This is a genomic window from Rhodococcus ruber NBRC 15591 (genome assembly GCF_001894945.1).
In the GTDB taxonomy this organism is placed as follows: Bacteria; Actinomycetota; Actinomycetes; order Mycobacteriales; family Mycobacteriaceae; genus Rhodococcus; species Rhodococcus ruber.
In genome coordinates, this window is record NZ_BCXE01000001.1 from 576,580 (window position 1) to 602,876 (window position 26,297).

Genomic DNA, 26,297 nt, shown 5'->3' on the forward strand with positions numbered 1-26,297 from the left:
GGTAGCAGATGTTCACCCTCACCGACGACGACCGGGCGATCCGCGACACCGCCCGCGACTTCGCCGCCGAGTTCCTCGCCCCGAACGCGGTCGAATGGGACCAGAACAAGCACTTCCCGGTCGACGTCCTGCGCAAGGCCGCGGCGCTCGGCATGGGCGGCATCTACGTCCGCGAGGACGTCGGCGGGTCGGGCCTGCGCCGTCTCGACTCCGTCCGGATCTTCGAGGAACTCGCCAAGGGCTGCCCGTCGATCGCCGCGTACATCTCCATCCACAACATGGTCACGTGGATGATCGACCGGTTCGGCAACGACGAGCAGCGCCGCCGCTGGGTCCCCGGACTGTGCACGATGGACCAGCTCGCCAGCTACTGCCTGACCGAGCCCGGCGCCGGCTCCGACGCGGCGGCCCTGAGCACCAGGGCCGTCCGCGACGGCGACGAGTACGTCCTGACCGGCGGTAAGCAGTTCATCTCCGGCGCCGGAACGTCGGACGTGTACGTGGTGATGGCCCGCACCGGTGAGCCCGGCCCGCGCGGCATCTCCGCGATCATCGTCCCGAAGGACACCCCCGGGCTGTCCTTCGGTGCCAACGAGAAGAAGATGGGCTGGAACGCCCAGCCCACCCGTCAGGTGATCTTCGACGGCGCCCGCGTGCCCGCCGAGAACCTTCTCGGCGAGGAGGGCAGCGGCTTCCGTATCGCCATGCACGGGCTCAACGGCGGCCGGCTCAACATCGCCGCGTGCTCGGTCGGTGGCGCCCAGGCCGCGCTCGACAAGACCGTCGGATATCTCGCCGAGCGCAAGGCGTTCGGCGAGCGGCTGCTCGACTCGCAGGCCCTGCAGTTCCGGCTCGCCGACATGCGCACCGGCATCGAAGCCTCCCGCACGCTGCTCTGGCGCGCCGCCGACGCCCTCGACCGGGGTGCCGACGACGTCGTCGAGCTGTGCGCGATGGCGAAGCGGTTCGCCACCGACGCCTGCTTCGACGTCGCCAACGACGCGCTGCAACTGCACGGTGGTTACGGCTATCTTGCCGAGTACGGACTCGAGAAGATCGTGCGGGATCTGCGCGTACACCAGATCCTCGAAGGAACCAACGAGATCATGCGGGTGGTCGTCGCGCGCAGCGTGGTGGCCGCGGCGCAGAACGGAGCGAAATGACCGAGACGGAAGACGTCCTCGTCCGGGTCTCCGGCGGCATCGGCCGGATCACCCTCAACCGGCCCAAGGCCATCAACGCCCTGAACTACGACATGGTGAAGGCGATGGCCGCCGCGCTCGACGAGTGGGCCGGGGACGACTCGGTCCGCGCGGTCGTCGTGGACGGGGCGGGGGAGCGCGGCCTGTGCGCCGGCGGCGACATCGTCTCGATCTACCACGACGCCCGCGACGGCGGCACCGGCTCGCAGGACTTCTGGCGCGACGAGTACATCCTCAACGCCGCCATCGGCCGCTACCCGAAGCCGTACGTCGCGATCATGGACGGCATCGTCATGGGCGGCGGCGTCGGGATCGCCGCCCACGGCAACGTCCGGATCGTCACCGAACGCTCCACGATCGCGATGCCCGAGGTGGGCATCGGCTTCGTCCCCGACGTGGGCGGCACCTGGCTGCTCTCGCGCGCCCCGGGCGAGCTCGGCACCCACCTCGCGCTGACCACCGGTCGCATGAAGGCCGGCGACGCCATAGCCCTCGGTTTCGCCGACCATTTCGTGCCGTCCGAGGCGCTCGACAAATTCGTCGCCGCCCTCGAATCCGGCACGGTCGACGAGGCGCTCGCCGAATTCGCCCGACCGGCCCCGGAGTCGCCGCTGCTCGCGCAGCGCTCCTGGATCGACGCCGCCTACTCCGCGCCGACCGTCGAGGAGATCGTCGCCCGCCTGCAGGCCGCCGAGGAGCCCGAGGCCCGCGCGGCCGCCGAGCAGATCCTCGGCAAGTCGCCCGTCGCGCTGAAGGCGACCCTGCGCTCGGTGCGGCACGCCCGCGAACTCGGCAGCCTCGAAGAGGTGCTGAACGAGGAGTACCGGGTCTCGCTGGCGTCACTGCGCTCGCACGATCTCGTCGAGGGCATCCGCGCGCAGGTGGTCGACAAGGACCGCAACCCGGCGTGGTCGCCGGCGACCCTCGCCGACGTCACCGACGCCGACGTCGACGCGTACTTCCAGCCCCTCGGCGAGCTCGAACTCGGCCTCGCCGCACCCGAGAAGGAAACCGCCTGACATGAGCACTCTGCCGAACGTCGCCTTCCTCGGTCTCGGCCACATGGGCGGGCCGATGGCCGCGAACCTCGTCAAGGCCGGCTACCCGGTCACCGGCTACGACCCGGTGCCCGCGGCCCAGGAACAGGGCCGCGCCGACGGCCTCACGATCGTCGAGTCCGCGACCGACGCGGTCCGCGACGCCGACGTCGTGATCACCATGCTGCCCAACGGTGCCCTCGTGCTGAAGCTGTACGACGAGGTCCTGCCGGCCGCTCGGCCGAACACCCTGTTCGTCGACAGCTCCACCATCGACGTCGCCGACGCCCGCGCCGCCCACGAGGAGGCGGTGCAGGCCGGGCACCGCGCGATCGACGCGCCCGTCTCCGGCGGTGTCGCGGGCGCCGCCGCCGGCACCCTGGCCTTCATGGTCGGCGGGTCGGAGGAGGACTTCGAGGCCGCGAAGCCGCTGCTCGAGGTCATGGGCCGCAAGGTCGTGCACTGCGGCGGGTCCGGCGTCGGCCAGGCCGCCAAGATCTGCAACAACATGATCCTCGGCGTGTCGATGATCGCGATCAGCGAGGCCTTCGTCCTCGGTGAGAAGCTCGGCCTGACCAACCAGGCCCTCTTCGACGTCGCGTCCAACGCCTCCGGCCAGTGCTGGGCGCTGACCAGCAACTGCCCGGTGCCCGGCCCGGTGCCCACCACCCCCGCCAACAACGACTACCAGCCCGGGTTCGCCGCCGCGCTCATGGACAAGGACCTCGGCCTGGCCGCGAATGCGTTGCGCACCAACAACGTCGACGCCGAACTGGGTCTGCGGGCCGCGGAGATCTACCACCGGTTCAACACCTCGGGTGGCGGCGGGCTGGACTTCTCGGCCATCATCACCGAGATCCGCAACCGCTCGACAGAACAGGAAACCCAGTGACGGACTTCGAGACGATCCTGCTCGACCGCAAGGACCGCGTCGGCATCATCACGCTCAACCGGCCCAAGGCGCTCAACGCCCTCAACAGCCAGCTGATGCGCGAGGTGGTGGCGGCCGTCGAGGAACTCGACGCCGACGCCGGCATCGGTGCGATCCTGCTCACCGGATCCGAGAGGGCGTTCGCCGCGGGCGCGGACATCAAGGAGATGGCGCCGAAGACGTTCTCCGAGGTGTACGCGGAAGATCTGTTCTCCCAGTGGGATCGGCTCTCGTCGATCCGGAAGCCGATCGTCGCCGCCGTCTCCGGGTACGCCCTCGGCGGCGGCTGCGAACTGGCGATGCTGTGCGACTTCATCATCGCCTCGGACACCGCCAAGTTCGGCCAGCCCGAGATCAAGCTCGGCGTCATCCCCGGCATCGGCGGCTCGCAGCGGCTCACCCGCGCCGTGGGCAAGGCCAAGGCGATGGACATGTGCCTGACCGGCCGGAACATGGACGCCGAGGAGGCCGAGCGGGCGGGCCTGGTCTCGCGCGTCGTGCCGGCCGCGGAACTGTTCGACGTGGCGCTCGAGGCCGCGACCACGATCGCGTCGATGTCGCTGCCCGTCGCGATGATGGCCAAGGAAGCGGTGAACCGGTCCTTCGAGACCACCCTCGCCGAGGGCGTGAAGTTCGAACGCCGGGTGTTCCACTCGACGTTCGCCACCGCCGACCAGAAGGAAGGCATGGCCGCGTTCGTCGAGAAGCGTGCACCGAAGTTCGAGCACGCCTGATCGTCCGAAACACACCGGGGCCGTTCCGCACTCGTGCGGAACGGCCCCGGTGTGTTTCACCAGCGGCTGGGCTCGCCGCCGGTGTCGAAGTCGCCGGCGTCGTGGCGCAGGCCCGCCAGGATGCGCAGCAGCGTCTCGAGCTGATCGTCGGGCACGCCGGGGCGCGCGAACACCTCGGCGTTGAGCTTCTCGGTGGTCGCGACGGCCAGCGCGCGTCCCTCGTCGGTCAGTTCCACCAACGTCGCGCGACGGTCGCTCGGGTGCGGGGTGCGGCGCACCAGACCGGCGGTCTCGAGCCGGTCCACGGCGTTCGTGACGCTGGTCGGGTGGACCTGCAGGCGGGCGCTGGCCTTCGCCATCGGCAGCGCCCCGGTCCGGGTGAAATGCAGCAGCGTCAGCAGCTCGTACCGGGCGAAGGTGAGCCCGAACGGTTTGAGGACCTCCTCGACCCGCGCCATCATGATCTGCTGCGCGCGCATCACCGAGGTCACCGCGGCCATGCCGTCCGCGACCTCGCCCCAGCCGTGGGCCGTCCACTGGCGGTGGGCCTCGGCGATCGGATCGAGCGGTAGCGGTGCGGGCATACGTCGATCATCCCACGTGGTGCCGCGTGGAGGTGACGCGGACACAGCTTCCGCGCCCCGCGCGGCCGGCCGCCGAGGGTGAACGACACGCAACGGCCGGAACAACGTCGCATGAACCCGCGAGGACATCCAAATGTGGCCGCCCGCCGCTCGATTCGCGACGGCTAGAGTGCGCGCGTGCACATCCTGTTCGTCTGCAGCGGCAACGTCTGCCGGTCCGTGATCGCGGAGCGGCTGACGCGGGCGTACGCGTGCGAGTCCGGGTGGGCCGACCTGACCGCCGAGAGCGCCGGCACCCGGGCCCTCGTCGGGTATCCCGTCGAGCCGCGGGCGGCCGCGGTCATCGCCGGACTCGGTGCGGATGCGAGCGATTTCCGCGCCCGCCGGGTGACCGCCGCGATGGTCGACGGCGCCGACCTGGTCCTGACCATGAGCGAGGAGCAGCGCGACCGCGTGTCCGGCCTGGTCGCCGGCGCCGCGGCGAAGTCGTTCACCCTCACCGAGGCGCACCGCATCGCGACCGTCACCGGCGCGGCGACGGTCGCGCGGCTCGATGCCTGCCGGGATCCGAGCGGCGCGGCCCGGACCCCGAACATTCCCGACCCGATCGGCCTGTCCGCGCCGGTGTTCGTCGAGACCGGGGACCTGATCGCCGCGGCGCTGTTCCCGCTGCTCGACGTCCTCGCCGGCGCGGCGGTCGCCGTCGGTCAGCGGCAGGCGTAGTCCCCGAATCGTTCGTCCACCTCGGCCGCGCTCAACCCGAAGTCCTCGAGCCGGTAGCGGTGCGCCGGCCGGCGATCCCCGCTGCGGCTCTCGGCGTGCAGCGCGGCCATCGCCTGCTCGGCGCCGGCGGTGAGCCGGATGCCGAGCCGGTCGTAGACCGCGCCCACCGTGCCGAGGGGATCGGCGACGAAGTCGCGGTAGTCCACGTCGACGAACCGGTCCGGGTCGTGCCGGCGCCGGGCCGCCTCGAAGGTGTCGAACCCGCGCGCCCACAGCTCGAGCTGGCTGCGCCCGATGCGCTCGCCGCGGAAGGTGTGCGACCAGCCGTCGGTGGCGTGCGCGGCCAGGCTGCACACCGACGGGATCACGGTGCGCGGGTCGCGGTGGGTGACGACGATCAGCGCGTCGGGGTAGACGGTGAGCAGTTCGTCGAGGGCGAACAGGTGGCTCGGGTTCTTCAGGACCCAGCGCTTGTCGGCGTCCGGCAGCCCGATCAGCTGCAGGTTCCTGCGGTGCCGGGCGTACGCGCCGGTCCAGTCCTGCTGCGCGAGCCACCGCGAGTAGGTGGGCAGATGCGCGAGGCATTCGTACGACACCGACCGGAAGGACTGTCGCAGCAGCTGCCAGCACTCCTCGACCTCGCCCGCGGACATGTAGTGCACGCCCATGAACTCGGGGTGCTCGACGTGATGCTGCGCGAATCCCGCTTCGAGCGCGGCGAACGCCGGGTTCTGGGGCCACGTCTCGCGCGGGGGCCGGGGCTGCGGCATCTCCGTCAGCCACATCTCGAGTCCCTGGTGGGCGGGGTCGGCGGTGAGCAGGCGGTGCAGGGCAGTGGTGCCGGTGCGGGGCAGCCCGGTGACGAAGATCGGGCGCTCGATCGTCACGTCGGCGTGTTCGGGGTGGGCACGCCAGGCCGCCTCGCTCAGCAGGCGGGCGACGAGGGCGCCGCGCAGGAACACCCGCGACATCTTGCTGCCCAGCGGGGTGAGCTGCTCGTCGCGCGCATACGAGTCGAGCAGGACGCCGAGGGCGTCGGTGTAGTCGTCGTCGCCGAAGTCGGTCAGGCCGGTCAGCCGGGTCGCGGAGGCGTGCAGGTCCTCGACGGTGCCGACGCTGGTGCGCTCGGTCATGGATCTCCGATCCCCGTGCGCGGTTTCAGTAGCAGTGGCTACCGAAACCGCGCACGGCTTCAGTGGTGGTATTCGCCGCAGTTCACGTCCAGGCACTGGCCGGTGACGGCCCGGGCCAGGGGGGAGGCGAGGAAGATCACGGTGTCGGCCACCTCCTCGGTGGTGGGCAGACGCCCGAGATCGGTGCCGGCCGCGGTGTGCTGATAGATCTGCTCGACGGTGGTGCCGTACTTGTCCGCCTGGTGCTCGAAGTAGCCCTTCAGCGTCTCACCCCAGATATAACCGGGGGCAACGGAATTGACGCGGATGCCCTGGGGGCCCAGTTCGGTGGCGAGGGACTGCGACATCGCCAGCAGGGCGGACTTGGCGAGCTTGTAACTGCCGTAGCGCTCCTGTGAATGCCGCAGCACCATCGAATTGATGTTCACCACCGAGCCCTTCGTCCCGGCCAGGGCCTCGGTGAACAACTGCGTCAGGCGCAGCGCCCCGAGGACGGTGAGTTCGATGCTGTCGCGGATCTGCTGGAAGTCGGTGCGGGCCAGCGGCTTCATCGAGGGCACCGAGAATGCGTTGTTGACCAGCGTGTCCACCCGGCCGAACTCGCGGAGGGTCGTCTCGACGAGCCGGGACGCGGAGTCGGTGTCGGCGATGTCGGTCGGGACCGCCAGGGCCCGTCGGCCCCGGGCCGTGACCTCGGCCGCGACGTCCTCGAGGCGGGCGGTCGTTCGGGCGGCGAGGACGACGTCGGCCCCGTGCTCGGCGCACCGCACCGCGAGAGTGCGGCCGAGTCCCGGCCCGACACCGCTGACCACGACGACCTGTCCGGCGAGCAGGGGGTTCGGGGTGGTCACGGCGCTCACCCGAGCATCCGGTCGGCGATCGCGGTCTGGCGGGCGGCAATCCGCCCGGACCACTGCTCCGGCGTGACGCGGCTGTGGTCGAGGAACGGCAGTGCGGCCGGCACGTCGTCGAACGGGACCACCTCGGCGGTGGGGCCGTCCGCGGCCGTGAGTTCGCGGGCGAGCCGTTGCCAGCGGAACTGCAGGAACCCGCGGCTGCGGCCCAGGGTCTCGACCCAGTTGGCGACGCCGGGGTTGCGGGCGGAGACGACCATGCGGATCATCCCGTCCGGATCCACTTGGGCCTGCGCGTTGTTCAGCGACGTCTGGTGGTGGACGTAGTCCAGGGAGATGTACCAGAGGCTGCCCAGCTGGAAGCCCTGGTAGGGCGCGTCGGAGGCGGGGACGGTGAGGATCATCGCCTCGTCGTCGCCCAGGTCGAAGTGCCCGACGGACGAGTACTGCGTGGCCAGGCCACCAGGCGTCGGCCGCGGAGCGGTGACCGTGTTGACCGGCAGGTCGAGGTAGAACCACTGCGGGAACTGCAGCCACGTCTGCACCCGCGACACCAGCGCTTTCCCGGCGCGCCGGTAGCGGGCGGCGGCATCGTCGTGCGTCGGTTCGGGCGGCGGGGTGCCGAGCGCATCGACCCGGTCGATGCGCAGGGTGCCGCGCCGCTGGGACCAGTCGCTGTAGACCTCTCGCACGACGAGCTGCGACGAACCGGGGGTGAGGGTGAAGTAGTTGTTCCCGGGGTCGGCGGGCCCGGGGCCGAACCGCGCCTCGAAGGTGCCGTCGTCGGCGACGTGCAGTTCGCGGTCGTCGAATGCGGTGACGTTGCCGGGCACCTGGGCGTCGGTGTAGTTGCCGGCGAGCACCTGGAAGCTCAGGTCGCAGGTCGTGCCGCGACGGCCGGTGACGACGTACTCGGCGTCGTCGCGGATGCGCGCACCCCAGTAGAGGGTGTCGGGGTTGTCGAGCCCCATCTTCGTGTAGGGGCCCGTGCCGGTGACGAACGTGGGATGGGGCGCCTCGACGGCCCACGCCGAGTGCACGCATGCGGCGATCCCGCCGGCGAGGTAGCGGTACCCCTCGATCAGGTCCTGCTCGGTGCGGATGTGCGGCGCCGTCGCGACGAGCTTCTCGGCCTCGGTGATGGCGGACGTGAGCGGATCGGTGAGCACACGATCTCCTTGCGGTTCAAATATGTACCGGTGCGGTAGGCTCCTGGTGCAGCGACGATAGAACGTGTTCCAAGGAGGCGTCAATGACCGAGGCCCCCGCGCCGTCGACCGCGCGACGTTCGCCACCGACCGAGCGGGTCGTGCAGGTCCTGGACCACCTGGTGGCGCATCCGGAGGCCCGGTTCGGGCTCTCCGAGCTGGCGCGCCGGCTGGGCATGAGCAAGCCGACGTGCCTGGGCATCCTGACCGCCCTGACGGACGCCGGCTACCTGATGCGTCATCCCGCAGACCGGTCGTACGGGCTCGGTCCCGCGCTGATCGTCGCGGGCCGGGCTGCGCAGCGCGGCTTCGCCGTCGGTCCCGTCACCCACCGGCACCTGGCCGCGCTCGGCGCCGAGTTCGGCGCCACCTGCGCCGCGTCGGCCGTCGTGGGCGACCGCATCGCCGTCCTCGACGTCGCCGGGCCCGATCCGGCCGGCGCCGGGGCGAGGGTGGGGGAGGTGTATCCGTTCGCGCCGCCGGTCGGGTTGATGTACGTGCTGTGGGACTCCGACGAGCGGCTCGAGCAGTGGCTCGCACGGGAACCGACGCTTCCGGTGCGGCTGGACCGGGACCGCCTGCGTGACGTGGTCGACGAGTGCCGCGCCGCCGGGTACCTGGTCGAGTCGCTCACGGCCGGTGGCCGGCGGTTGCATGCGCTGATGGCGGGGGTGGCGGCGCACGACCTGCCGGCGGAGCTGCGCGAACTGCTGGGGGAGATGGTGTCCAGCTTGGGGGAGCGCGTGCTGCTGGCCGGGGCGGAACCGGACGATGCCGAGCACCCGGTGAACCTGCTCGCCGCCCCCGTCCACGACGCGGACGGGCGGCAGTCGGTGGTGCTCACCCTCCACGTGGGTGCGACGCTGACCAATCGGGAGATCGCCCGGCGCGGGGTGGCGCTCGTGGCCACCGCCGAAGCCGTCACGCGCGAACTCGGCGGGCGTCGCCCGCCCCGATGACGGCCGAGGCCGCCGCCGGTGCGTCCTTTGGGCTGTCCCCGCAGCCCAAACGACACACCGGCGGCGCAGCCGCCCAGCGGGGGCGTTGACCCGGAACTGAAACTCGTTCTATCGTTCGGGGCGAACCTTTCGACCGAGCCGGTACATATTTGGACCGGCGCTCGTGAGCTGGAGCCCCGATGACCCTCACGCCGTCGTACGAACTGCCCCTGCTGCGCGCCCTCGAGGCCGAGTCCGTGCACATCTTCCGGGAGGTCGCGGCCACCTTCGAGCGTCCCGTGGTGCTCTTCTCCGGCGGCAAGGACTCGGCGGTGATGCTGCACGTGGCGGCCAAGGCGTTCTGGCCGGCGCCGATCCCGTTCCCCGTGCTGCACATCGACACCGGCCACAACTTCCCCGAGGTCCTCGCCTACCGCGACGCCGAGGCGGCCCGGCGCCGGGTGCGGCTGCTGGTCGCGTCGGTGCAGGACGACATCGACGCCGGCCGGGTCGTCGAGGACGTCGGTCCGCATGCGAGCCGTAACCGGCTGCAGACCCGGACGTTGCTGCGTGCCCTCCGCGAAGGCGGATTCGACGCGGTGTTCGGCGGCGCCCGCCGCGACGAGGAGAAGGCCCGCGCCAAGGAGCGCGTGTTCTCCTTCCGCGACGAGTTCGGGCAGTGGGACCCGAAGGCGCAGCGCCCCGAGCTGTGGCAGCTGTACAACGGCCGGCACCGTCGCGGCGAGCACATCCGCGTGTTCCCGCTGTCCAACTGGACCGAGCTCGATGTCTGGAACTACATCCGCGACGAACGCGTCGAGCTGCCGCCGCTCTACTACGCCCATCGGCGACCCGTCGTCGAGCGCGACGGAATGCTGCTGGCGCTCAACGAGTTCCTCACCCTCCTGTCGGGCGACGAGCCGCGTGAGGCGCTGGTGCGGTTCCGCACGGTCGGCGACGCCACCTGCACGGGCTGCGTCGAATCCACCGCCGCCACCCCCGACGAGGTCGTCGCCGAGGTCGCGGTCAGCCGCGTCACCGAGCGCGGCGCCACCCGCGCCGACGACCGCATCTCCGAGGCCGGGATGGAAGACCGCAAGAAGGAGGGCTACTTCTGATGACCCGGTTGCTGCGCATCGCCACCGCCGGCAGCGTCGACGACGGCAAGTCCACGCTGATCGGCCGGCTGCTCCACGACTGCAAGGCCGTGCCCGAGGATCAGCTCGACGCCGTCGCCCGCACCAGCCGCGAGCGCGGCATGGACACCCCCGACCTGGCGCTGCTCACCGACGGGCTGCGGGCGGAGCGGGAACAGGGCATCACCATCGACGTCGCCCACCGCTACTTCTGCACCCCGCACCGCGCCTTCGTCGTCGCCGACACTCCCGGCCACGAGCAGTACACCCGGAACATGGTCACCGGCGCCTCGACCGCCGACCTCGCCCTCATCCTCGTCGACGCCCGCAAGGGGGTCGTCGAGCAGACCCGCAGGCACGCCTTCCTCGCCAGCCTGCTCGGCGTCCCCCATCTGGTGCTGTGCGTCAACAAGATGGACCTGGTCGACTGGTCGCAACAGCGCTTCGACGCGATCTGTGCCGAATTCTCCACGTTCGCAGCCAAACTCGACATCCACGACCTGACCTTCGTGCCGGTCTCGGCGCTGCTCGGCGACAACGTCGTCCACCGCACCACCGTCATGACCTGGTACGAGGGCGCCTCGCTGCTGCACCGTCTCGAGCAGGTGCACGTCGACTCCGATCGCAACCTCATCGACGCGCGCTTCCCCGTCCAGTACGTGATCCGTCCCGGTCACGGCGAGCACCGCGACTTCCGTGGTTACGCGGGCACCGTCGCGAGCGGGGTGTTCGCCCCCGGCGACGAGGTGCTGGTGCTGCCCTCGGGCTACGGCACGCGGGTGCGCGCCGTCCACGGCCCGGGCGGCGACCCGGTGCCGAGCGCCTTCGCGGGCAGCGCCGTGTGCCTCGAGCTCGAGGACGACCTCGACGTGGGACGCGGCGACATGCTGTGCCGCCCCGGGAACCGGCCGCTCGTCGGGCACGAGCTCGACGCGATGGTGTGCTGGCTCGCCGAGGGCCCCGGCCTCGTGCCCGACGCCACCTACACCCTGCTGCACACCACCAACGCCACCGCCGCGCAGGTGGTCCGGCTCGACTACCGGCTCGACGTGACCACCCTGCACCGCGACGGGACGGCACGGTCGTTGACGCTCAACGAGATCGGACGGGTCCAGTTGCGGACTCGCCGCCCCGTCCTGTTCGACCCCTACCGGCGCAACCGGACCACCGGAAGCTTCGTGCTCGTCGACGACGCGACCGGCAGCACCGTCGCGGCCGGGATGATCACCGGCCCCACCCTCGCCGCGGCCCCCGTCGTGTGGCACGCGGCGGAGGCGACCCGCGCCGAACGTCTCTCGCGGGGGGCGACGGTGTGGCTGACCGGCCTGTCGGCGTCGGGCAAGTCCAGCGTCGCCGCGGCGCTCGAGCGGCGTCTGCTCGCGGCCGGAGTGCCGGCCTACCGGCTCGACGGGGACAACCTGCGGCACGGCCTCAACTCCGATCTGGGTTTCGGTCCGCAGGACCGCGCGGAGAACGTCCGTCGGGTGGGTGCGGTGGCACAGCTGATGGCCGACGCGGGGCTGGTGACGATCTGCGCGCTCATCAGCCCGTACCGGTCCGACCGCGACCGGATCCGCGAGCAGCACCGGCAGGCCGGGCTGCCGTTCCTCGAGGTGTTCGTCGACACCCCCCTCGCCGACTGCGAAGCCCGGGACCCGAAGGGCATGTACGCGCGGGCCCGGGCCGGGGAGATCACCGGATTCACCGGCGTCGACGACCCCTACGAGCCGCCCACCGGTCCCGAGCTGGTGCTGCGGCCCCAGGACGGCGATCCGGTCGCGCAGGCCGGACTGATCATGGAATTGTTGGCCCCATGACCGATGACGCCGTCCTCGCCACCGAGATCGCCACCGCTGCAGGAGAACTGTTGCTGACCGTCCGCGCGGCCGAGGCCGACGCGCTCACCGGTCGCGAACTCGGCCGCCACGGCGACCGCGCCGCCGACGCCTTCATCCTCGGCCGGCTCGCCGCCGAACGCCCCGCCGACGCGGTGCTGTCGGAGGAATCCGCCGACGACCCGGCTCGGGTGCATGCGAAGCGGGTGTGGATCGTCGACCCCCTCGACGGATCCAAGGAGTACGGCATGCCGGACCACGAGGACTGGGCCGTGCACATCGCCCTGTGGGAGGCCGGTCGCGGCATCACCGCCGCCGCGGTCGCGCAGCCGGCGGTGGGCGCCGTCTACGGCACCGCGGACGTCGGGCGTGCCGAACTGCGGCCGCTGGGCGGCCGACGGCCCCGCATCGTCGTCAGCGGGAGCCGGCCGCCGGTGTTCGTCGCGGACGTCGCCCGCGCCCTCGGCGCCGACGTGGTGCGGATGGGTTCCGCCGGGGCCAAGGCCATGGCCGTGGTGCGCGGCGACGTCGACGCGTACGTGCACGCCGGCGGGCAGTGGGAGTGGGACTCCGCGGCACCGGTGGGGGTCGCGCAGGCGGCGGGGCTGTACTGCGCCCGCATCGACGGCAGCGAACTCGAGTACAACCGCCCCCACCCCTACATGCCGGATCTGGTGATCTGCCGACCGGACTGGGCGCCGGCCCTGATGGCGGCGATCGCCGAGCATGCCGGCGCCCCCACCGACAGTGCCCGGGTCGCGATGGCCCGCTCCTACATCCGTTCCCTCGTCAGTCACGACGCGTCGCATGTCCGGCTTGCGGCCGACGCGTGGCGGGTCGAGAACGGCGTGCGCACCGGCGACACCGGCGTCGAGATCCGGGACCGTCTCGAGCACGGCCCCGAGTACCGCCCGATCCGGCGGGTGCGGGAGCTGACGTTCCGCGAATGGGACGACAACGTCGTCGCGCGGTTCCTGCTCGACCTCGACGCCGGGGACACCGCCCTCACGGTGGTGGTCACCGAGCACTTCGCCATCCCCGCGGGGGAGATCCGCTCGATCGTGGCGATCATCGAGCCGCACGAACACAAATAGTTTACTGTTTGTGTTCATAGACGAGCTAACGATCTAGTGCCTGGAGGACCCATGGACCACGCCCGCGACATCGGCGACGGCATCTTCCGCATCCCCGTGCCGGTCGGCGACCTGCCGGTCGGCGACACCCAGGTGTACGCGATGGAGTCGCCGCGCGGACTGGTCCTCGTCGACGTCGGCTGGAACGACGACACATCCTGGACCGCGCTGCAGGACGGTCTCGCTTCCGTCGGTGCCTCCGTCGCGGACGTCGAGGGAGTGGTCGTCACGCACTTCCACCCCGACCACGTCGGCCTGACCGGCCGGATCCGGGAGGCGTCGGGCTGCTGGGTCGGCATGCACGAGGACGACTTCGGCCAGCTCGCCCTCATGACCTCCGACGACGGCAACGCCGAGTGGGAGGCCGAGCAGTGGCGCCGCGCCGGCGCCCCGGACGAGCAGATCGTCACCTATCTCGAGCGGGCGAGCGGGGAACGCGCGACCGGCAAGCCCGACGTCCACCCCGACCGCAAGCTCGCCACCGACGAGCGGATCGCGCTCGCCGGCCGCACCCTGCGCACGGTGTTCACCCCCGGGCACACGCCCGGCCACGCCTGCTTCTACCTCGAGGAGCACGACATCCTCTTCAGCGGCGACCACGTCCTCGCCACCACGACCCCGCACGTGGGCGACTTCGACTTCCCGCTTGCCGAACGCGACGCCCTCGGCGAGTTCATCGACTCGCTGCGCGCCGTCGGCACGCTCCCGGCGCGGCGCACCCTGCCCGCGCACCGGCAACCGATCGACGACCTCGCGGCCCGCACCGGCGCTCTTGTCGAGCACCACGAACGACGCCTCGACGACCTGTACGCCGCCTTCGGCGACGAGGAGCTGACGCTGTGGCAGGCTGCCGAGCGGATGACGTGGTACCGCCCCTGGGACCAGACTCCGCCCACGGGCAAGCAGATGGCGCTGTCCGAGGCGTCGGCGCACGTGCGGCACCTCATCGAGCGAGGCCGCGCGCGCCGGGTCCCGGGCACCGACCCGGCGCGTTTCGCCCGGGCCTGACGGAAGGAACCGTATGACCCCCGACGAGCTCGTCACCGAATTCTGCCGCCGCTGGGCCGATCCCGACCCGGCCGTGCTCGCGTCCTACTTCACCGACGACGCCGTGTACCACAACATTCCGATGGAACCGGTGCGTGGGCGCGCGGCGATCGAGGAGTTCATCGCCGGGTTCGTCGCCTCGTTCGGCGGCATCGATTTCCGCATCCGGCACCAGGCCGTCCACGGCGGTGTGGTGCTCAACGAGCGGGTCGACGTGTTCACGCTCGGGGGGCGGACCGTGGAACTGCCGGTGATGGGGGCCTTCGAGGTCGTCGACGGCAAGATCGCCGGCTGGCGCGACTACTTCGACCTGGCGCCGATCACCGCGGCGGCGCAGCAGGATCCGGCGGGCTGATACCCGGTCTCGCGGTCGTCGGCCGCAGGTGACTGAGGTTGATCCGGCCGTGGGAGAGTCGGTGCATGCACGCAGTGATCGTCGACGCTCCCGGGAGTCAGCCGAAGGTCCGTGACGTAGCCCGGGCCCACGGCATGCGGGGGAATTCATGACGCTCTCCCCAGGCGGGCGGATCGGCCTGGCCGGAGCGGCGGTGGTCGGGGTCGCCTTCGGCATGGCCCGCTACGCCTACGGCCTGACGCTGCCCGACATCCGGGAAGACCTGCGGCTCTCCGAGCTGGCCCTCGGCCTCATCGCCAGCGCAACGTTTGCGGGCTACCTGGCCGGCCTGTTGCTCGCGGGACGGCTCGCCGCTCGCCGCGGGTCGCGCGCGCCGACGACCGTGGGCGGGGTGTGCGGCGCCGCGGGGGCGGTGATCGTGACCCTCGCGCAGTCCCCGGGGCTGCTCGCCGCCGGTGTCGTCCTGGCCGGCAGCGCCGGCGGCTGGGTCTGGGCGCCCTACTCCGACATCGTGACCCGATCGGTGCCCGCGCGGCAGCAACCCCGAGCGTTGGCGATCATCACCACCGGCACCAGCGGCGGACTGGTACTGCTCGGTGGGCTGGCCGTCCTGGCCGCGGTGGGCTCGTGGCGCCTGGTGTGGGCCGGCATCGCCCTCGCCGCCGTGGCCGCGGCCCTGGCGAACCTGCGCCTGGTGCCGCGGACCGGGCCGGCCCCGCGCCCGGAGGCACGACCCGGTGCCTCCTCGCTGGTGGCAGCGCTGCGGGTCCCGGCAGCCTACTCCGTGGTCTACTTCGCGGTCGTGGTCGTCTACTTCACCTATGCCGCCGACGTCCTGGACCGCGGCACCCTCCCGGCGGCCGCCGTCCCGGCTCTCTACGCGGCCGTCGGCCTCACCGGCATGGTGGGGGTGGCGACCGGGGCCCTCGCGCAGCGAGTGGGCAGCGTCCGGGTCGCCGCGCTGTGCCTCGCGACGGTCGGTGCGGCGCTGGCGCTGCTCGGGCTGGCCGACGGCTCCGTGGCCGCGACCGCGGCCTCGGCGTGCATCTTCGGCATGGGGTACATGACGGGATCCGCGGTGCTCGCGGTCTGGACCGCCGAGTTGGTACCCGAGCGCGCGGGCGCGGCGTTCACGGCCTGTCTCGTCGTGGGAGCGCTCAGCTCGGTCGCAGCACCGGCCCTCGCCGGTGCCGTGATACCCGGCCTGGGGCTGGGGCCGGTGCTCGTGGTCACCGCCGCGGTGTCACTGTTCAGCGCGGCGGCGCTGGTGCTGTGCGGGTCCTCGCGAGGGGCAGCCGTCGGTGACACCGGACCGTGAACACGAGAGCTCCGCTCGTGGCCGGCGCGCACACCCTGCGTTGTGAGGAGCCTGTGTTTCGTGACGCATGGTCTCACGCCGCTCTGCGGCAGTCCGGACCGCAGGAAACGGAACGGCCCCGCGTCGCACTGCGACGCGGGGCCGTTCCGTGGTGCCCTCGGCAGGATTCGAACCTGCGACTTCTTGCTCCGGAGGCAAGCGCTCTATCCCCTGAGCTACGAGGGCGTTCCGGACTCCACCGGTTGCGCGGTGGGGCGGGAGTTAGCGTAGCGCATTGTCGGCGATACGCCACATCGCCTGGTCGGAGCGGGTTTCTCCGGGGCCTCGCCGGGCATCCGGCAGGCGCGGATGCGCCGTCCGGAGACGAACTCTTCGGCGAGTGTTTCCCGGAACGGCCGGCGCGGGCCATCCGCGCGGGGCAGGCTCGACACGAGACCGGACACACACCTGCAGGAGAGGACCGTACGTGGACGCAGGACCCGACACGGCAACCCGCACCGGACCGCTGAGCCGCGAGGAGCTCGCCGCGCTCGACACCTGGTGGCGAGCCGCGAACTACCTGTCGGTGGGACAGATCTACCTGATGGGCAACCCCCTCTTGCGCGAGCCGTTGCGTCCCGAGCACATCAAGCCCCGGCTGCTCGGACACTGGGGCACCACCCCGGGACTGAACTTCGTCTACGCCCACCTCAACCGCGCGATCACCGCCCGCGACCTCGAGATGATGTATGTGATGGGTCCCGGGCACGGCGGGCCCGGACCGGTCGCCGCGGCCTGGCTCGAGGGCACCTACAGCGAGGTCTATCCGGACATCTCCCGGGATGCGGACGGCATGGCGCGGCTGTTCACCCAGTTCTCGTTCCCCGGGGGGATTCCCAGCCACGTCGCCCCCGAGACACCCGGATCCATCCACGAGGGCGGGGAGCTCGGGTACGCCCTGTCGCACGCCTACGGGGCCGCTTTCGACAACCCGGACCTCATCGTCGCTGCCGTGGTGGGCGACGGCGAGGCCGAGACCGGGCCCCTCGCCACCAGCTGGCACTCCACGAAGTTCGTCGACCCGCGCCGGGACGGCGCCGTGCTGCCGATCCTGCACCTGAACGGGTACAAGATCGCCAACCCGACCGTCCTCGCCCGCATCGACCACGACGAGCTCGAGCACCTGCTCCGCGGCTACGGCCACGATCCGGTGTTCGTCGAGGGCTCCGACCCCGAGCACATGCACCAGGCGTTCGCGGCGGCCCTGGACCGCTGCCTCGATGCGATCCTCGAGATCCGGCGCCGCGCACGCCGCGACGGTGTCTCCGAGCGACCGCGCTGGCCGATGATCGTGCTGCGTTCTCCCAAGGGCTGGACCGGACCGAAGGAGGTCGACGGTCTGCCGGTCGAAGGGTACTGGCGCTCGCACCAGGTGCCCTTCGCCAATGCCCGCGACGACGACGGCCACCGCAAGATCCTCGAGGAGTGGCTGCGTAGTTACCGGCCCGAGGAACTGTTCGACGACAGCGGTGCCCCCGTGCCCGCAATCCGCGATCTGCACCCGGCGGGCGAGCGGCGGATGAGCGCGTCCCCCCATGCCAACGGCGGGCCGCTCGTGCGGGACCTGGCGTTACCGGACTTCCGCGACTACGCCGTGCCGGTCCCGGCGCCCGGCACCGGCAGCGTCGAATCGACCCGCGTGCTCGGCACCTTCCTGCGCGACGTCATGCGCGAGAACACGAGCACCTTCCGGGTGTTCTCCCCGGACGAGAACAACTCCAACCGGCTCGGTCCGGTCCTCGAGGCCACCGCACGCACCTGGAACGCCCGCATCCTGCCCGACGACGACCGTCTCGCCCCCGACGGGCGGGTCATGGAGATCCTGTCCGAGCACACCTGCCAGGGCTGGCTCGAGGGCTATCTGCTCACCGGCCGGCACGGCTTCTTCTCCTGCTACGAGGCCTTCGTCCACATCGTCGACTCGATGTTCAACCAGCACGCCAAGTGGCTGCGCACCACCAACGGCATCGACTGGCGCCGGCCGATACCGTCGCTGAACTACCTGCTCACCTCGCACGTGTGGCGGCAGGACCACAACGGCTTCTCGCACCAGGACCCGGGCTTCATCGACCACGTCGTCAACAAGAAGGCCGACGTGATCCGCGTGTACCTGCCGCCGGACGCGAACACCCTGCTGTCGGTGGCCGACCACTGCCTGCGCACCCGGCAGTACGTCAACGTGATCGTCGCCGGCAAGCAACCACAGCTGCAGTACCTCGACATGGATGCGGCAATCATCCATTGCACCAAGGGAATCGGGATCTGGGACTGGGCCGGCACCGACCAGGGGGTCGAGCCCGACGTGGTGCTCGGCTGCGCGGGCGACGTGCCCACCATGGAAACCCTCGCCGCCGTCGAGATCCTGCTCGAATGGTTCCCCGATCTGAGGATCCGCGTCGTGAACGTCGTCGACCTGATGCGGTTGCAGGACCACACCGAACACCCGCACGGGCTGTCCGACCGCGAATTCGACTCGCTGTTCACCACCGACAAGCCGGTGATCTTCGCCTACCACGGCTATCCGTGGCTGATCCACCGCCTGACCTACCGGCGTACCAACCACGACAACATCCACGTGCGCGGGTACAAGGAGGAGGGCACCACCACCACCCCGTTCGACATGTGCGTGCTCAACCAGATCGACCGGTTCGACCTCGCCATGGACGTCGTCGACCGGGTGCCGCGCCTGCACCCGATCTCCGCGTATGCGCGCGAGTACCTGAAGAACCGGCTCGTCGAGCATCACCAGTACATCCGCACCCACGGTGAGGACATGCCCGACATCCGCGACTGGGAGTGGGGCCGGTCCGGCCGGTAGACGCGGAGGGGGACGGCCCGGACGGGCCGTCCCCCTCGTGCGGGTCCGATCGGTCAGTTCACGGGCAGCGGCTGCGCACCGCGCTCCGCGAGCATCGCCGTCATGAGCTCCGACTCGCTGGTCTGGGTGTCGACCATCGTCTGCGCCAGGGTGCGCACCGCCGGCTGGCCCGCGTACTGCGCGCCGTACTCCATCATCGGCAGCCCGCCCTCGTGGTGGCGCAGCATCAACTGCAGGAACAGCACGTCGAGTTCCGGACCCGTGGCGCCACGCAGGCTCGCCAGGTCCTCGGACGTCGCCATACCGGGCATCCGGGCGGTCCCCGCCCCGTCCGTGTGCGCGGCGCCGTCCGCGTGGCCCACGTCGCCGTGGCTGTGGCCGGAGTCCTCGGTCATCCACGTCATGTAGTCCCCGGCCGGCAGCAGCGGCTGCCCCCACAGCGACAGCCAGCCCTGCATCTGGCCGACCTGGTTCTGCTGGGTGGTGAGAATGTCGTACGCCAGGTTGCGGACCCGCTGGTCGTCCGACGTCGTCAGCGCCACGGCGGACATCTCGACGGCCTGGTTGTGGTGGACGGTCATGTCCTGTGCGAACCCGACGTCGACGGAGCCGGCGCCCGGCGTCGCCGGCTGCGAGTCCTCGAGCGGGATGCGGGCCAGGAATCCGAGCAGGAACCCGATCGCGACGGCGGCGACCAGGCCCAGGATCAAACCGGTCGTGCGCCGGCCCGTGCCGGCGGTGGCGGTGTCGCTCGTCACGTCAGCTCCCCGCCGGGGCCTGCATGTCGGCGGGCAGCTGCTCGGTGCCGTCCACCGTGCCGCCGTCCATCGGCACCGCGTCCGGGCCCGGCGCCGAAGGATCGAACGGCGGGGGGCTGCTCGGGTCGAACGAGCCGGGCAGGGTGGAGCAGCTCGCGCCGACCTCCGGGTAGGTGTAGCGGTTGAGCCGCAGCGACGCGATGAAGTGATCGATCCGCTCGTCGTCGGCGGCGTCCACCTTCAGCTGATGCCCCCACGACTGCAGGGCGATGGGGGAGTCGAGCCCAGGGTACGGCGACATCATCAGGTAGGACTTGCCGTCCACCTTCGCCGCGAGCGCATCGACGCCGGCCTGATCGACCAGGTCGGGGTTGTAGGTGATCCACACCGCGCCGTGCTCGAGGGAGTGCACGGCGTTCTCGGTGCGGATCGCCTCCGGGTACACGGTGCCGGTGCACGTGGCCCAGATCGCGTCGTGCGGCCCACCGAACGGCGGGGTCTGGTCGTACGCCACGCGCTGCGTGGACCCGATGTGCTGGCCCGCGGGGTAGTCGACCGTCACGACCCCCTCGATCGCGGTCGACGGATCCTGATTCGACTCGGACGGCGTCCACGCCGCCAGCGCCTGGGAGTCCTGGTACTTCGGGATGATGCTGGCGGCGATCACCGCGACCAGCGCGATCACCGCGACCACCCCACCGATCAGCAGCCACGGGATCTGCCGCTGCTTGGGCAGGCCGCGACCGCCGCTCTTCTTCTGGGCGGCCTTGATCGCCTTCGCAGACTTGGCACCGGACTTCTTGCCGGGACCGCCACTTACCGAACCGCTGGGCATCGTTGGGTGCTCTTTCGACGGATGGACAACGAGGGGCGCACGACGCTCGGTCCGCGCGTGCTCTGTCAACTCTACGGGCGGACGGTGGGCGGACGTCCCCGCGGCGGCCGGGCGGTGACCGCGACAACAGGCCGGACCGGCGTCACGGCGGGGGAGGCGGAGCCAATAGGATAGAGACCCGTGACTCCTGCCGACCTTGCCGAACTGCTCCACGGAACCGCTGCGAGGGTGCTCGCCGAGCGTGACCTCGACGTGTCCGTCCTGCCCGCGACCCTGACGGTCGAGCGGCCCCGCAACCCGGAGCACGGCGACTACGCGACCAACGTCGCGATGCAGGTCGCGAAGAAGGCCGGCGTGAATCCGCGGGAACTCGCGGGCTGGCTGGCCGAGGCCCTCACCGCCGCCGACGGCATCGAGTCGGCCGAGGTGGCCGGACCGGGCTTCCTGAACATCCGTCTCGCCGCCGACGCCCAGGGCGCGATCGTCGCCCAGGTGCTCACCCAGGCGGCCGCGTACGGCAACGCGGACACGCTGGCCGGAACCCGCATCAACCTCGAGTTCGTCTCCGCGAACCCCACGGGCCCGATCCACCTCGGCGGCACCCGCTGGGCCGCGGTCGGGGACGCGCTCGGCCGGATCCTCACCACCCAGGGCGGCGACGTCACCCGCGAGTACTACTTCAACGACCACGGCGCCCAGATCGACCGGTTCACCCGCTCGCTCATCGCCGCGGCGCAGGGGCAGCCCGCGCCGGAGGACGGGTACGCCGGTGCGTACATCGTCGACATCGCGCAGGCCGTGCTGCAGCAGCGCCCGGACGCGCTCGCGCTGCCCGAGGCCGAACGGCACGAGGTGTTCCGCTCGATCGGGGTGGACCTGATGTTCGTCCACATCAAGCGCACCCTGCACGAGTTCGGTGTCGACTTCGACGTGTACTTCCACGAGAACTCCCTGTTCGAGTCGGGTGCCGTGGAGAAGGCCGTCGAGACGCTCAAGACCTCCGGGAGCCTCTACCACCAGGACGGCGCCTGGTGGCTCAAGAGCACCGACTTCGGCGACGACAAGGACCGCGTCGTCATCAAGAGCGACGGCAACGCCGCCTACATCGCCGGGGACATCGCCTACTTCCAGGACAAGCGGGCGCGCGGCTTCGACCTGTGCATCTACATGCTCGGCGCGGACCACCACGGCTACATCGGCCGCCTCAAGGCCGCCGCCGCCGCATTCGGCGACGACCCGGACACCGTCGAGGTGATGATCGGGCAGATGGTCAACCTCGTGCGCGGCGGCGTCGCCGTGAAGATGAGCAAACGCGCCGGCACGGTCATCACCCTCGACGACCTGGTCGAGGCGATCGGCGTCGACGCGGCCCGCTACGCGCTGGTGCGCTCGTCGGTGGATCAGAGCATCGACATCGACCTCGAGCTGTGGGCCAGCACCACCAACGAGAACCCGGTCTACTACGTCCAATACGCGCACGCCCGGCTCTCGTCCATCGGGCGCGGCGCCGCGGAGCTCGGTCTCGGCGCCGAGGGCGCCGACCTGTCGCTGCTCGACCACGAGCGCGAGGGTGAGCTGATCCGCACGATCGGCGAGTACCCGCGCATCCTCGCCAAGGCCGCCGAACTGCGGGAACCGCACCGCGTCGCGCGGTACCTCGAAGAACTCGCCGGCGCCTACCACCGCTTCTACGACTCGTGCCGCATCCTGCCGCAGGGCGACGAGGAGCCGGGACCGCTGCACACGGCGCGGCTCGCGCTGTGCGCGGCGACCCGCCAGGTGCTCGCCAACGGACTCGGACTGCTCGGCGTCAGCGCCCCGGAGCGGATGTGAACGCGCACCCCGCCGGTCCCCGGCACGCCGAGATCCCGCACGCACCGGGCCTGACCGAGCGGCCTGCGAACGCCGCCGAACTGAACCTGCTGCACCCGAACGTGTGGCCCCGCAACGCCCGGCGCGGCGACGACGGTGTCATGACGATCGCCGGTGTGCCCGTGACCGAGCTCGCCGAGCGGTACGGCACCCCGCTCTTCGTCGTCGACGAGGACGACTTCCGCTCCCGGTGCCGGGAGATCGCGGCCGCGTTCGGGCCGGGCGCGAAGGTCCACTACGCGTCGAAGGCGTTCCTGTGCACCGAGATCGCGCGCTGGGTCGACCAGGAGGGCCTGTCGCTCGACGTCTCGACCGGCGGTGAGCTCGCCGTCGCGCTGCGCTCCGGCTTCCCGGCCGGAAAGATCGCCATGCACGGCAACAACAAGTCCGTGGCCGAGCTGCGGACCGCGGTCGCCGCGGGCGTCGGGCACATCGTGCTGGACTCCATGTCGGAGATCGACCTGCTCGACGCGGTCGCCGGCGAACTCGACGTGGTGCAGGACGTGCTGATCCGCGTCACCGTCGGCGTCGAGGCGCACACCCACGAGTTCATCTCCACCGCGCACGAGGACCAGAAGTTCGGCCTGTCCCTGGCCGGCGGAGTGGCCGTGGCCGCCGTCCGCAAGGTGTTCGCGAGCGATCACCTGCGCCTGGTCGGCCTGCACAGCCACATCGGCTCGCAGATCTTCGACGTCGACGGATTCGAACTCGCGGCGCACCGGGTCATCGGCCTGCTGCGCGACGTCGTCGACGAATTCGGCGTCGACAAGACCGCGCAGATGAACATCGTGGACCTCGGCGGCGGCCTCGGCATCTCCTACGTGCCCAGCGACGACCCGCCGCCCGTGGAGGAACTCGCCGCCAAGCTGCGGCACATCGTGCAGACCGAGTCCACCCTCGCCGGCCTGCCCGAGCCGACCCTCGCCGTCGAGCCCGGACGCGCCATCGCCGGCCCCGGCACCGTGACCCTCTACGAGGTGGGCACCATCAAGGACGTCGCGGTGGGCGCGCACCAGGTGCGCCGCTACATCAGCGTCGACGGCGGCATGAGCGACAACATCCGCACCTCGCTGTACCAGGCCGAGTACGAGGCCCGCCTGGTGTCGCGGGCCGGCGACGGGGAGCCGGTCGTGTCCCGCGTCGTCGGCAAGCACTGTGAGAGCGGCGACATCGTCATCCGCGATGCCTGGATGCCCGCCGACCTCGAAGCCGGCGACCTGTTGGCTGTCGCCGCGACCGGTGCATACTGCTACTCGATGTCCAGCAGGTACAACCTGCTGCCCCGTCCCGCCGTCGTGGCGGTCAAGGACGGCGCCGCTCGCGTCGTCCTGCGTCGGGAAACCGTGGAAGATCTGCTCAGCTTGGAGGTTACGGAGTGACGACCGAAGCGGTGACCAGCGAACCGGGGCAGCGCCCGATCGGTGTGGCTGTGCTCGGGCACGGCACCGTCGGAGCCGAGGTCGTGCGCATCATCCGCGACGATGCCACCGATCTCGAGGCGCGCATCGGTGCGCCGCTCGAGCTGCGGGGGGTGGCCGTGCGCACCGTCCGCGACGACCGCGGCATCCCGCAGGACCTGCTCACCACGGACGCCGAGGGTCTGATCACCCGCGACGACGTGGACATCGTGGTGGAGGTCATCGGCGGCATCGAGCTGCCGCGCAAGCTCGTGCGCGCGGCTCTCGACTCGGGCAAGTCCGTGGTCACCGCCAACAAGGCGCTGCTCGCGGAGTACACCGGCGAACTCGCCGAGGCCGCCGAGGCCAAGCGCGTGGACCTGTACTTCGAGGCGGCCGTCGCCGGCGCCATCCCGGTCATCCGGCCCCTGACCCAGTCCCTCGCCGGTGACAGGGTGAACCGGGTGCTCGGCATCGTCAACGGCACCACCAACTACATCCTCTCGGCCATGGACGAGACCGGTGCCGACTACGCCGAGACGCTCGCCGAGGCGGTCCGGCTCGGGTACGCCGAGGCAGACCCGACCGCGGACGTGGAGGGCTTCGACGCCGCGTCCAAGGCCGCGATCCTGGCCTCGATCGCGTTCCACACCCGCGTCACCGCCGGCGACGTCTACCGCGAGGGCATCTCGAAGATCACCGCCGCCGACCTGACCACCGCGCGGGCACTGAACTGCACCGTCAAGCTGCTGGCCATCTGTGAGCGGATCACCACCGACGGCCGGGACCGGGTCTCGGCGCGCGTCTACCCGGCGCTGGTGCCGCGTGAGCATCCCCTCGCCGCCGTCAACGGTGCCTTCAACGCGGTCGTCGTCGAGGCCGAGGCGTCGGGCCGCCTGATGTTCTACGGCCAGGGCGCCGGCGGCTCGCCCACCGCGTCCGCCGTGATGGGCGACCTGGTGATGGCTGCCCGCAACCGGGTGCACGGGGGCCGGGGACCGCGGGAATCACGGTACGCGGACCTCGAGATCGCCCCGATGAGCGACATCGTCACCCGCTACTACGTCAACCTGCAGGTCGCGGACCGGGCGGGTGTGCTCTCGGCGGTGGCCGCCGAGTTCGCCAAGCGGGACGTGAGTATCGCCGCCGTGCGCCAGGAGGGCGCCGGCGAGGGGGCCCGCCTCGTGGTGCTGACGCACTGCGCCACCGACAAGGCGCTGTCGGACACCGTCGCAGCGCTCGACCAACTCGAATCCGTGATCGCTGTGACCAGCGTCCTGAGACTGGAGGGATCCGCCGAATGAGCGCGCCCGAGAAGAACACCGCCACCCCCGTGCACACCCCGTGGCCGGGTCTGATCGAGGCGTACCGCGACCGGCTCCCGATCGGTGACAACTGGAAGACCGTCACCCTCCGCGAGGGCGGCACCCCGCTGCTGCCGGCCGCTCACCTGTCGGAACTGACCGGGTGCGAGGTCCATCTGAAGGTCGAGGGCCTGAACCCGACCGGTTCGTTCAAGGACCGCGGCATGACGATGGCCGTCACCGACGCCCTCGCCCGCGGCCAGCAGGCCGTGCTGTGTGCCTCCACCGGCAACACCTCCGCGTCCGCGGCCGCGTACGCCGTCAAGGCCGGCATGGGCTGCGCGGTGCTGGTCCCGGACGGCAAGATCGCGATGGGCAAGCTGGCCCAGGCGGTCATGTACGGCGCAAAGATCATCCAGGTCCAGGGCAACTTCGACGACTGCCTCGAGCTCGCCCGCAAGACCACCGCCGAGTTCCCCACGATCGGCCTGGTGAACTCCGTCAACCCCGTGCGCATCGAGGGGCAGAAGACCGCGGCGTTCGAGATCGCCGACGCGCTCGGCGACGCACCCGACGTGCACGTGCTGCCGGTCGGCAACGCCGGCAACATCACCGCCTACTGGCGTGGCTACACCGAGTACTTCGCGGACGGTCTCACGACCCGCAAGCCCCGCATGCTCGGTGTCCAGGCCGCGGGCGCGGCGCCGCTGGTGCACGGTGCCCCCGTCAAGGACCCGGAGACGATCGCCACCGCCATCCGGATCGGCGCCCCGGCGTCGTGGAACGGCGCCGTGACCGCCAAGGAGGAGTCGGGGGGTGCGTTCCGGGCGGCCACCGACGAGGAGATCCTCGAGGCGTACCGGCTCGTCGCCGCCACCGAGGGCGTGTTCGTCGAACCGGCGTCCGCCGCCTCGATCGCCGGACTGCTCGCCGCCCGCAAGGAGGGCTGGCTCGATTCCGGGCTGAAGGTGGTGTGCACCGTCACCGGCAACGGTCTGAAGGACCCCGACACGGCACTGCTCGGGATGCCGCAGGTGGAGCCGATCCCGGTCGATCCGGTCGCGGTGGCCGCAGCGCTCGAGCTGGCCTAGTGACCGCCTCGCCCT

At 71.2% G+C, this 26,297-nt stretch carries 23 protein-coding genes and 1 tRNA gene; 17 read left to right on the forward strand and 7 right to left on the reverse strand.

Features of this window, described 5'->3' with window-relative positions; genetic code table 11:
- Positions 1–8 precede the first annotated feature (8 nt).
- The 4 genes from RR3_RS02565 to RR3_RS02580 are packed head-to-tail and all read left to right on the forward strand — an operon-like array spanning position 9 to position 3,904.
- A complete protein-coding gene (locus RR3_RS02565) occupies positions 9–1,163 on the forward strand; it encodes an isobutyryl-CoA dehydrogenase (RefSeq protein WP_010595850.1) in 1,155 nt (384 codons plus the stop codon).
- Complete coding sequence (locus tag RR3_RS02570) at positions 1,160–2,221, forward strand: enoyl-CoA hydratase/isomerase family protein (RefSeq protein ID WP_017681722.1); 1,062 nt, start codon at positions 1,160–1,162, stop codon at positions 2,219–2,221. The genes RR3_RS02565 and RR3_RS02570 overlap by 4 nt, the downstream gene beginning before the upstream one ends.
- Before the next feature lies 1 nt (position 2,222).
- On the forward strand, positions 2,223–3,131 hold the full coding sequence (gene mmsB, locus RR3_RS02575) for a 3-hydroxyisobutyrate dehydrogenase (protein WP_017681721.1): 909 nt from the start codon (positions 2,223–2,225) through the stop codon (positions 3,129–3,131).
- Positions 3,128–3,904, forward strand: a complete 777-nt coding sequence (locus tag RR3_RS02580) for an enoyl-CoA hydratase (protein WP_017681720.1) — start codon at positions 3,128–3,130, stop codon at positions 3,902–3,904. Before mmsB ends, RR3_RS02580 begins: the two co-directional genes overlap by 4 nt.
- Before the next feature lie 56 nt (positions 3,905–3,960).
- Here RR3_RS02580 and RR3_RS02585 read toward each other — a convergent pair whose 3' ends face one another.
- Entirely contained in the window at positions 3,961–4,488 is a 528-nt protein-coding gene (locus RR3_RS02585; RefSeq protein WP_010595854.1) for a MarR family winged helix-turn-helix transcriptional regulator, read from the reverse strand.
- A gap of 177 nt (positions 4,489–4,665) precedes the next feature.
- On the opposite strand from RR3_RS02585, the gene RR3_RS02590 reads away from it, so the two are divergent.
- The gene (locus RR3_RS02590; protein WP_010595855.1) at positions 4,666–5,211 is read left to right on the forward strand and encodes an arsenate reductase/protein-tyrosine-phosphatase family protein; all 546 of its coding nucleotides are present in this window, start codon (positions 4,666–4,668) and stop codon (positions 5,209–5,211) included.
- On the opposite strand, the gene RR3_RS02595 is transcribed toward RR3_RS02590, so the two are convergent.
- The 3 genes from RR3_RS02595 to RR3_RS02605 are packed head-to-tail and all read right to left on the reverse strand — an operon-like array spanning position 5,196 to position 8,367.
- Positions 5,196–6,344 carry a sulfotransferase family protein gene (locus tag RR3_RS02595; protein ID WP_017681719.1) on the reverse strand — a complete coding sequence of 383 codons (1,149 nt, stop codon included), beginning with the start codon at positions 6,342–6,344 and terminating at the stop codon, positions 5,196–5,198. The two genes, RR3_RS02590 and RR3_RS02595, sit on opposite strands and share 16 nt — an antisense overlap.
- A gap of 59 nt (positions 6,345–6,403) precedes the next feature.
- Positions 6,404–7,204 carry an SDR family oxidoreductase gene (locus RR3_RS02600; RefSeq protein WP_010595857.1) on the reverse strand — a complete coding sequence of 267 codons (801 nt, stop codon included), beginning with the start codon at positions 7,202–7,204 and terminating at the stop codon, positions 6,404–6,406.
- Positions 7,201–8,367 carry a hypothetical protein gene (locus RR3_RS02605; RefSeq protein ID WP_064066607.1) on the reverse strand — a complete coding sequence of 389 codons (1,167 nt, stop codon included), beginning with the start codon at positions 8,365–8,367 and terminating at the stop codon, positions 7,201–7,203. The genes RR3_RS02600 and RR3_RS02605 overlap by 4 nt, the downstream gene beginning before the upstream one ends.
- Positions 8,368–8,450: 83 nt before the next feature.
- Between RR3_RS02605 and RR3_RS02610 the strand changes: the two genes are divergently transcribed.
- The 7 genes from RR3_RS02610 to RR3_RS02640 all read left to right on the forward strand — a co-directional run bounded on the left by RR3_RS02610 (position 8,451) and on the right by RR3_RS02640 (position 16,168).
- Positions 8,451–9,365, forward strand: coding sequence for an IclR family transcriptional regulator (locus RR3_RS02610; RefSeq protein ID WP_010595859.1), 915 nt, complete (start codon positions 8,451–8,453; stop codon positions 9,363–9,365).
- Positions 9,366–9,544: 179 nt separating this feature from the next.
- Positions 9,545–10,462, forward strand: a complete 918-nt coding sequence (cysD, locus tag RR3_RS02615) for a sulfate adenylyltransferase subunit CysD (RefSeq protein WP_064066608.1) — start codon at positions 9,545–9,547, stop codon at positions 10,460–10,462.
- The gene (cysC, locus tag RR3_RS02620) at positions 10,462–12,297 is read left to right on the forward strand and encodes an adenylyl-sulfate kinase (protein WP_010595861.1); all 1,836 of its coding nucleotides are present in this window, start codon (positions 10,462–10,464) and stop codon (positions 12,295–12,297) included. Before cysD ends, cysC begins: the two co-directional genes overlap by 1 nt.
- On the forward strand, positions 12,294–13,409 hold the full coding sequence (locus tag RR3_RS02625) for a 3'(2'),5'-bisphosphate nucleotidase CysQ (RefSeq protein WP_017681715.1): 1,116 nt from the start codon (positions 12,294–12,296) through the stop codon (positions 13,407–13,409). The genes cysC and RR3_RS02625 overlap by 4 nt, the downstream gene beginning before the upstream one ends.
- Positions 13,410–13,460: 51 nt before the next feature.
- Entirely contained in the window at positions 13,461–14,456 is a 996-nt protein-coding gene (locus tag RR3_RS02630) for an MBL fold metallo-hydrolase (RefSeq protein ID WP_010595863.1), read from the forward strand.
- A 13-nt stretch (positions 14,457–14,469) separates the two neighbouring features.
- Positions 14,470–14,850: a limonene-1,2-epoxide hydrolase family protein gene (locus RR3_RS02635; RefSeq protein ID WP_010595864.1), complete on the forward strand. Its 381-nt coding sequence runs from the start codon at positions 14,470–14,472 to the stop codon at positions 14,848–14,850.
- A 148-nt stretch (positions 14,851–14,998) separates the two neighbouring features.
- On the forward strand, positions 14,999–16,168 hold the full coding sequence (locus RR3_RS02640; protein WP_017681714.1) for an MFS transporter: 1,170 nt from the start codon (positions 14,999–15,001) through the stop codon (positions 16,166–16,168).
- Between the two features lie 149 nt (positions 16,169–16,317).
- On the opposite strand, the gene RR3_RS02645 is transcribed toward RR3_RS02640, so the two are convergent.
- Positions 16,318–16,393 (reverse strand) — tRNA-Arg (locus RR3_RS02645).
- Between the two features lie 241 nt (positions 16,394–16,634).
- Between RR3_RS02645 and RR3_RS02650 the strand changes: the two genes are divergently transcribed.
- Positions 16,635–19,025: a phosphoketolase family protein gene (locus tag RR3_RS02650; RefSeq protein ID WP_017682007.1), complete on the forward strand. Its 2,391-nt coding sequence runs from the start codon at positions 16,635–16,637 to the stop codon at positions 19,023–19,025.
- Between the two features lie 53 nt (positions 19,026–19,078).
- On the opposite strand, the gene RR3_RS02655 is transcribed toward RR3_RS02650, so the two are convergent.
- Complete coding sequence (locus RR3_RS02655; RefSeq protein ID WP_010595867.1) at positions 19,079–19,783, reverse strand: DUF305 domain-containing protein; 705 nt, start codon at positions 19,781–19,783, stop codon at positions 19,079–19,081.
- A 1-nt stretch (position 19,784) separates the two neighbouring features.
- Positions 19,785–20,618, reverse strand: coding sequence for a thioredoxin-like domain-containing protein (locus RR3_RS02660; protein ID WP_017682008.1), 834 nt, complete (start codon positions 20,616–20,618; stop codon positions 19,785–19,787).
- 180 nt (positions 20,619–20,798) lie between these two features.
- On the opposite strand from RR3_RS02660, the gene argS reads away from it, so the two are divergent.
- From argS to thrC, 4 genes are read left to right on the forward strand one after another with little or no spacing between them, the layout of a single operon-like run.
- Complete coding sequence (argS, locus tag RR3_RS02665; RefSeq protein ID WP_026138057.1) at positions 20,799–22,451, forward strand: arginine--tRNA ligase; 1,653 nt, start codon at positions 20,799–20,801, stop codon at positions 22,449–22,451.
- Positions 22,448–23,869 carry a diaminopimelate decarboxylase gene (lysA, locus tag RR3_RS02670; protein ID WP_017682010.1) on the forward strand — a complete coding sequence of 474 codons (1,422 nt, stop codon included), beginning with the start codon at positions 22,448–22,450 and terminating at the stop codon, positions 23,867–23,869. The genes argS and lysA overlap by 4 nt, the downstream gene beginning before the upstream one ends.
- Positions 23,870–23,880: 11 nt before the next feature.
- Positions 23,881–25,191, forward strand: coding sequence for a homoserine dehydrogenase (locus RR3_RS02675; RefSeq protein WP_026138058.1), 1,311 nt, complete (start codon positions 23,881–23,883; stop codon positions 25,189–25,191).
- Positions 25,188–26,282: a threonine synthase gene (gene thrC / locus RR3_RS02680; protein ID WP_010595872.1), complete on the forward strand. Its 1,095-nt coding sequence runs from the start codon at positions 25,188–25,190 to the stop codon at positions 26,280–26,282. The genes RR3_RS02675 and thrC overlap by 4 nt, the downstream gene beginning before the upstream one ends.
- Positions 26,283–26,297 lie beyond the last annotated feature (15 nt).

Excerpts from the sequence above, each read along its gene's own strand:
- RR3_RS02565 (WP_010595850.1), top strand. The coding sequence starts at position 9 with ATGTTCACCCTCACCGACGACGACCGGGCGATCCGCGACACCGCCCGC.
- RR3_RS02570 (WP_017681722.1), top strand. The coding sequence starts at position 1,160 with ATGACCGAGACGGAAGACGTCCTCGTCCGGGTCTCCGGCGGCATCGGC.
- mmsB (WP_017681721.1), top strand. The coding sequence starts at position 2,223 with ATGAGCACTCTGCCGAACGTCGCCTTCCTCGGTCTCGGCCACATGGGC.
- RR3_RS02585 (WP_010595854.1), bottom strand. The coding sequence starts at position 4,488 with ATGCCCGCACCGCTACCGCTCGATCCGATCGCCGAGGCCCACCGCCAG.
- RR3_RS02595 (WP_017681719.1), bottom strand. The coding sequence starts at position 6,344 with ATGACCGAGCGCACCAGCGTCGGCACCGTCGAGGACCTGCACGCCTCC.
- RR3_RS02610 (WP_010595859.1), top strand. The coding sequence starts at position 8,451 with ATGACCGAGGCCCCCGCGCCGTCGACCGCGCGACGTTCGCCACCGACC.
- cysD (WP_064066608.1), top strand. The coding sequence starts at position 9,545 with ATGACCCTCACGCCGTCGTACGAACTGCCCCTGCTGCGCGCCCTCGAG.
- cysC (WP_010595861.1), top strand. The coding sequence starts at position 10,462 with ATGACCCGGTTGCTGCGCATCGCCACCGCCGGCAGCGTCGACGACGGC.
- RR3_RS02625 (WP_017681715.1), top strand. The coding sequence starts at position 12,294 with ATGACCGATGACGCCGTCCTCGCCACCGAGATCGCCACCGCTGCAGGA.
- RR3_RS02630 (WP_010595863.1), top strand. The coding sequence starts at position 13,461 with ATGGACCACGCCCGCGACATCGGCGACGGCATCTTCCGCATCCCCGTG.
- RR3_RS02635 (WP_010595864.1), top strand. The coding sequence starts at position 14,470 with ATGACCCCCGACGAGCTCGTCACCGAATTCTGCCGCCGCTGGGCCGAT.
- RR3_RS02640 (WP_017681714.1), top strand. The coding sequence starts at position 14,999 with ATGACGCTCTCCCCAGGCGGGCGGATCGGCCTGGCCGGAGCGGCGGTG.
- RR3_RS02660 (WP_017682008.1), bottom strand. The coding sequence starts at position 20,618 with ATGCCCAGCGGTTCGGTAAGTGGCGGTCCCGGCAAGAAGTCCGGTGCC.
- thrC (WP_010595872.1), top strand. The coding sequence starts at position 25,188 with ATGAGCGCGCCCGAGAAGAACACCGCCACCCCCGTGCACACCCCGTGG.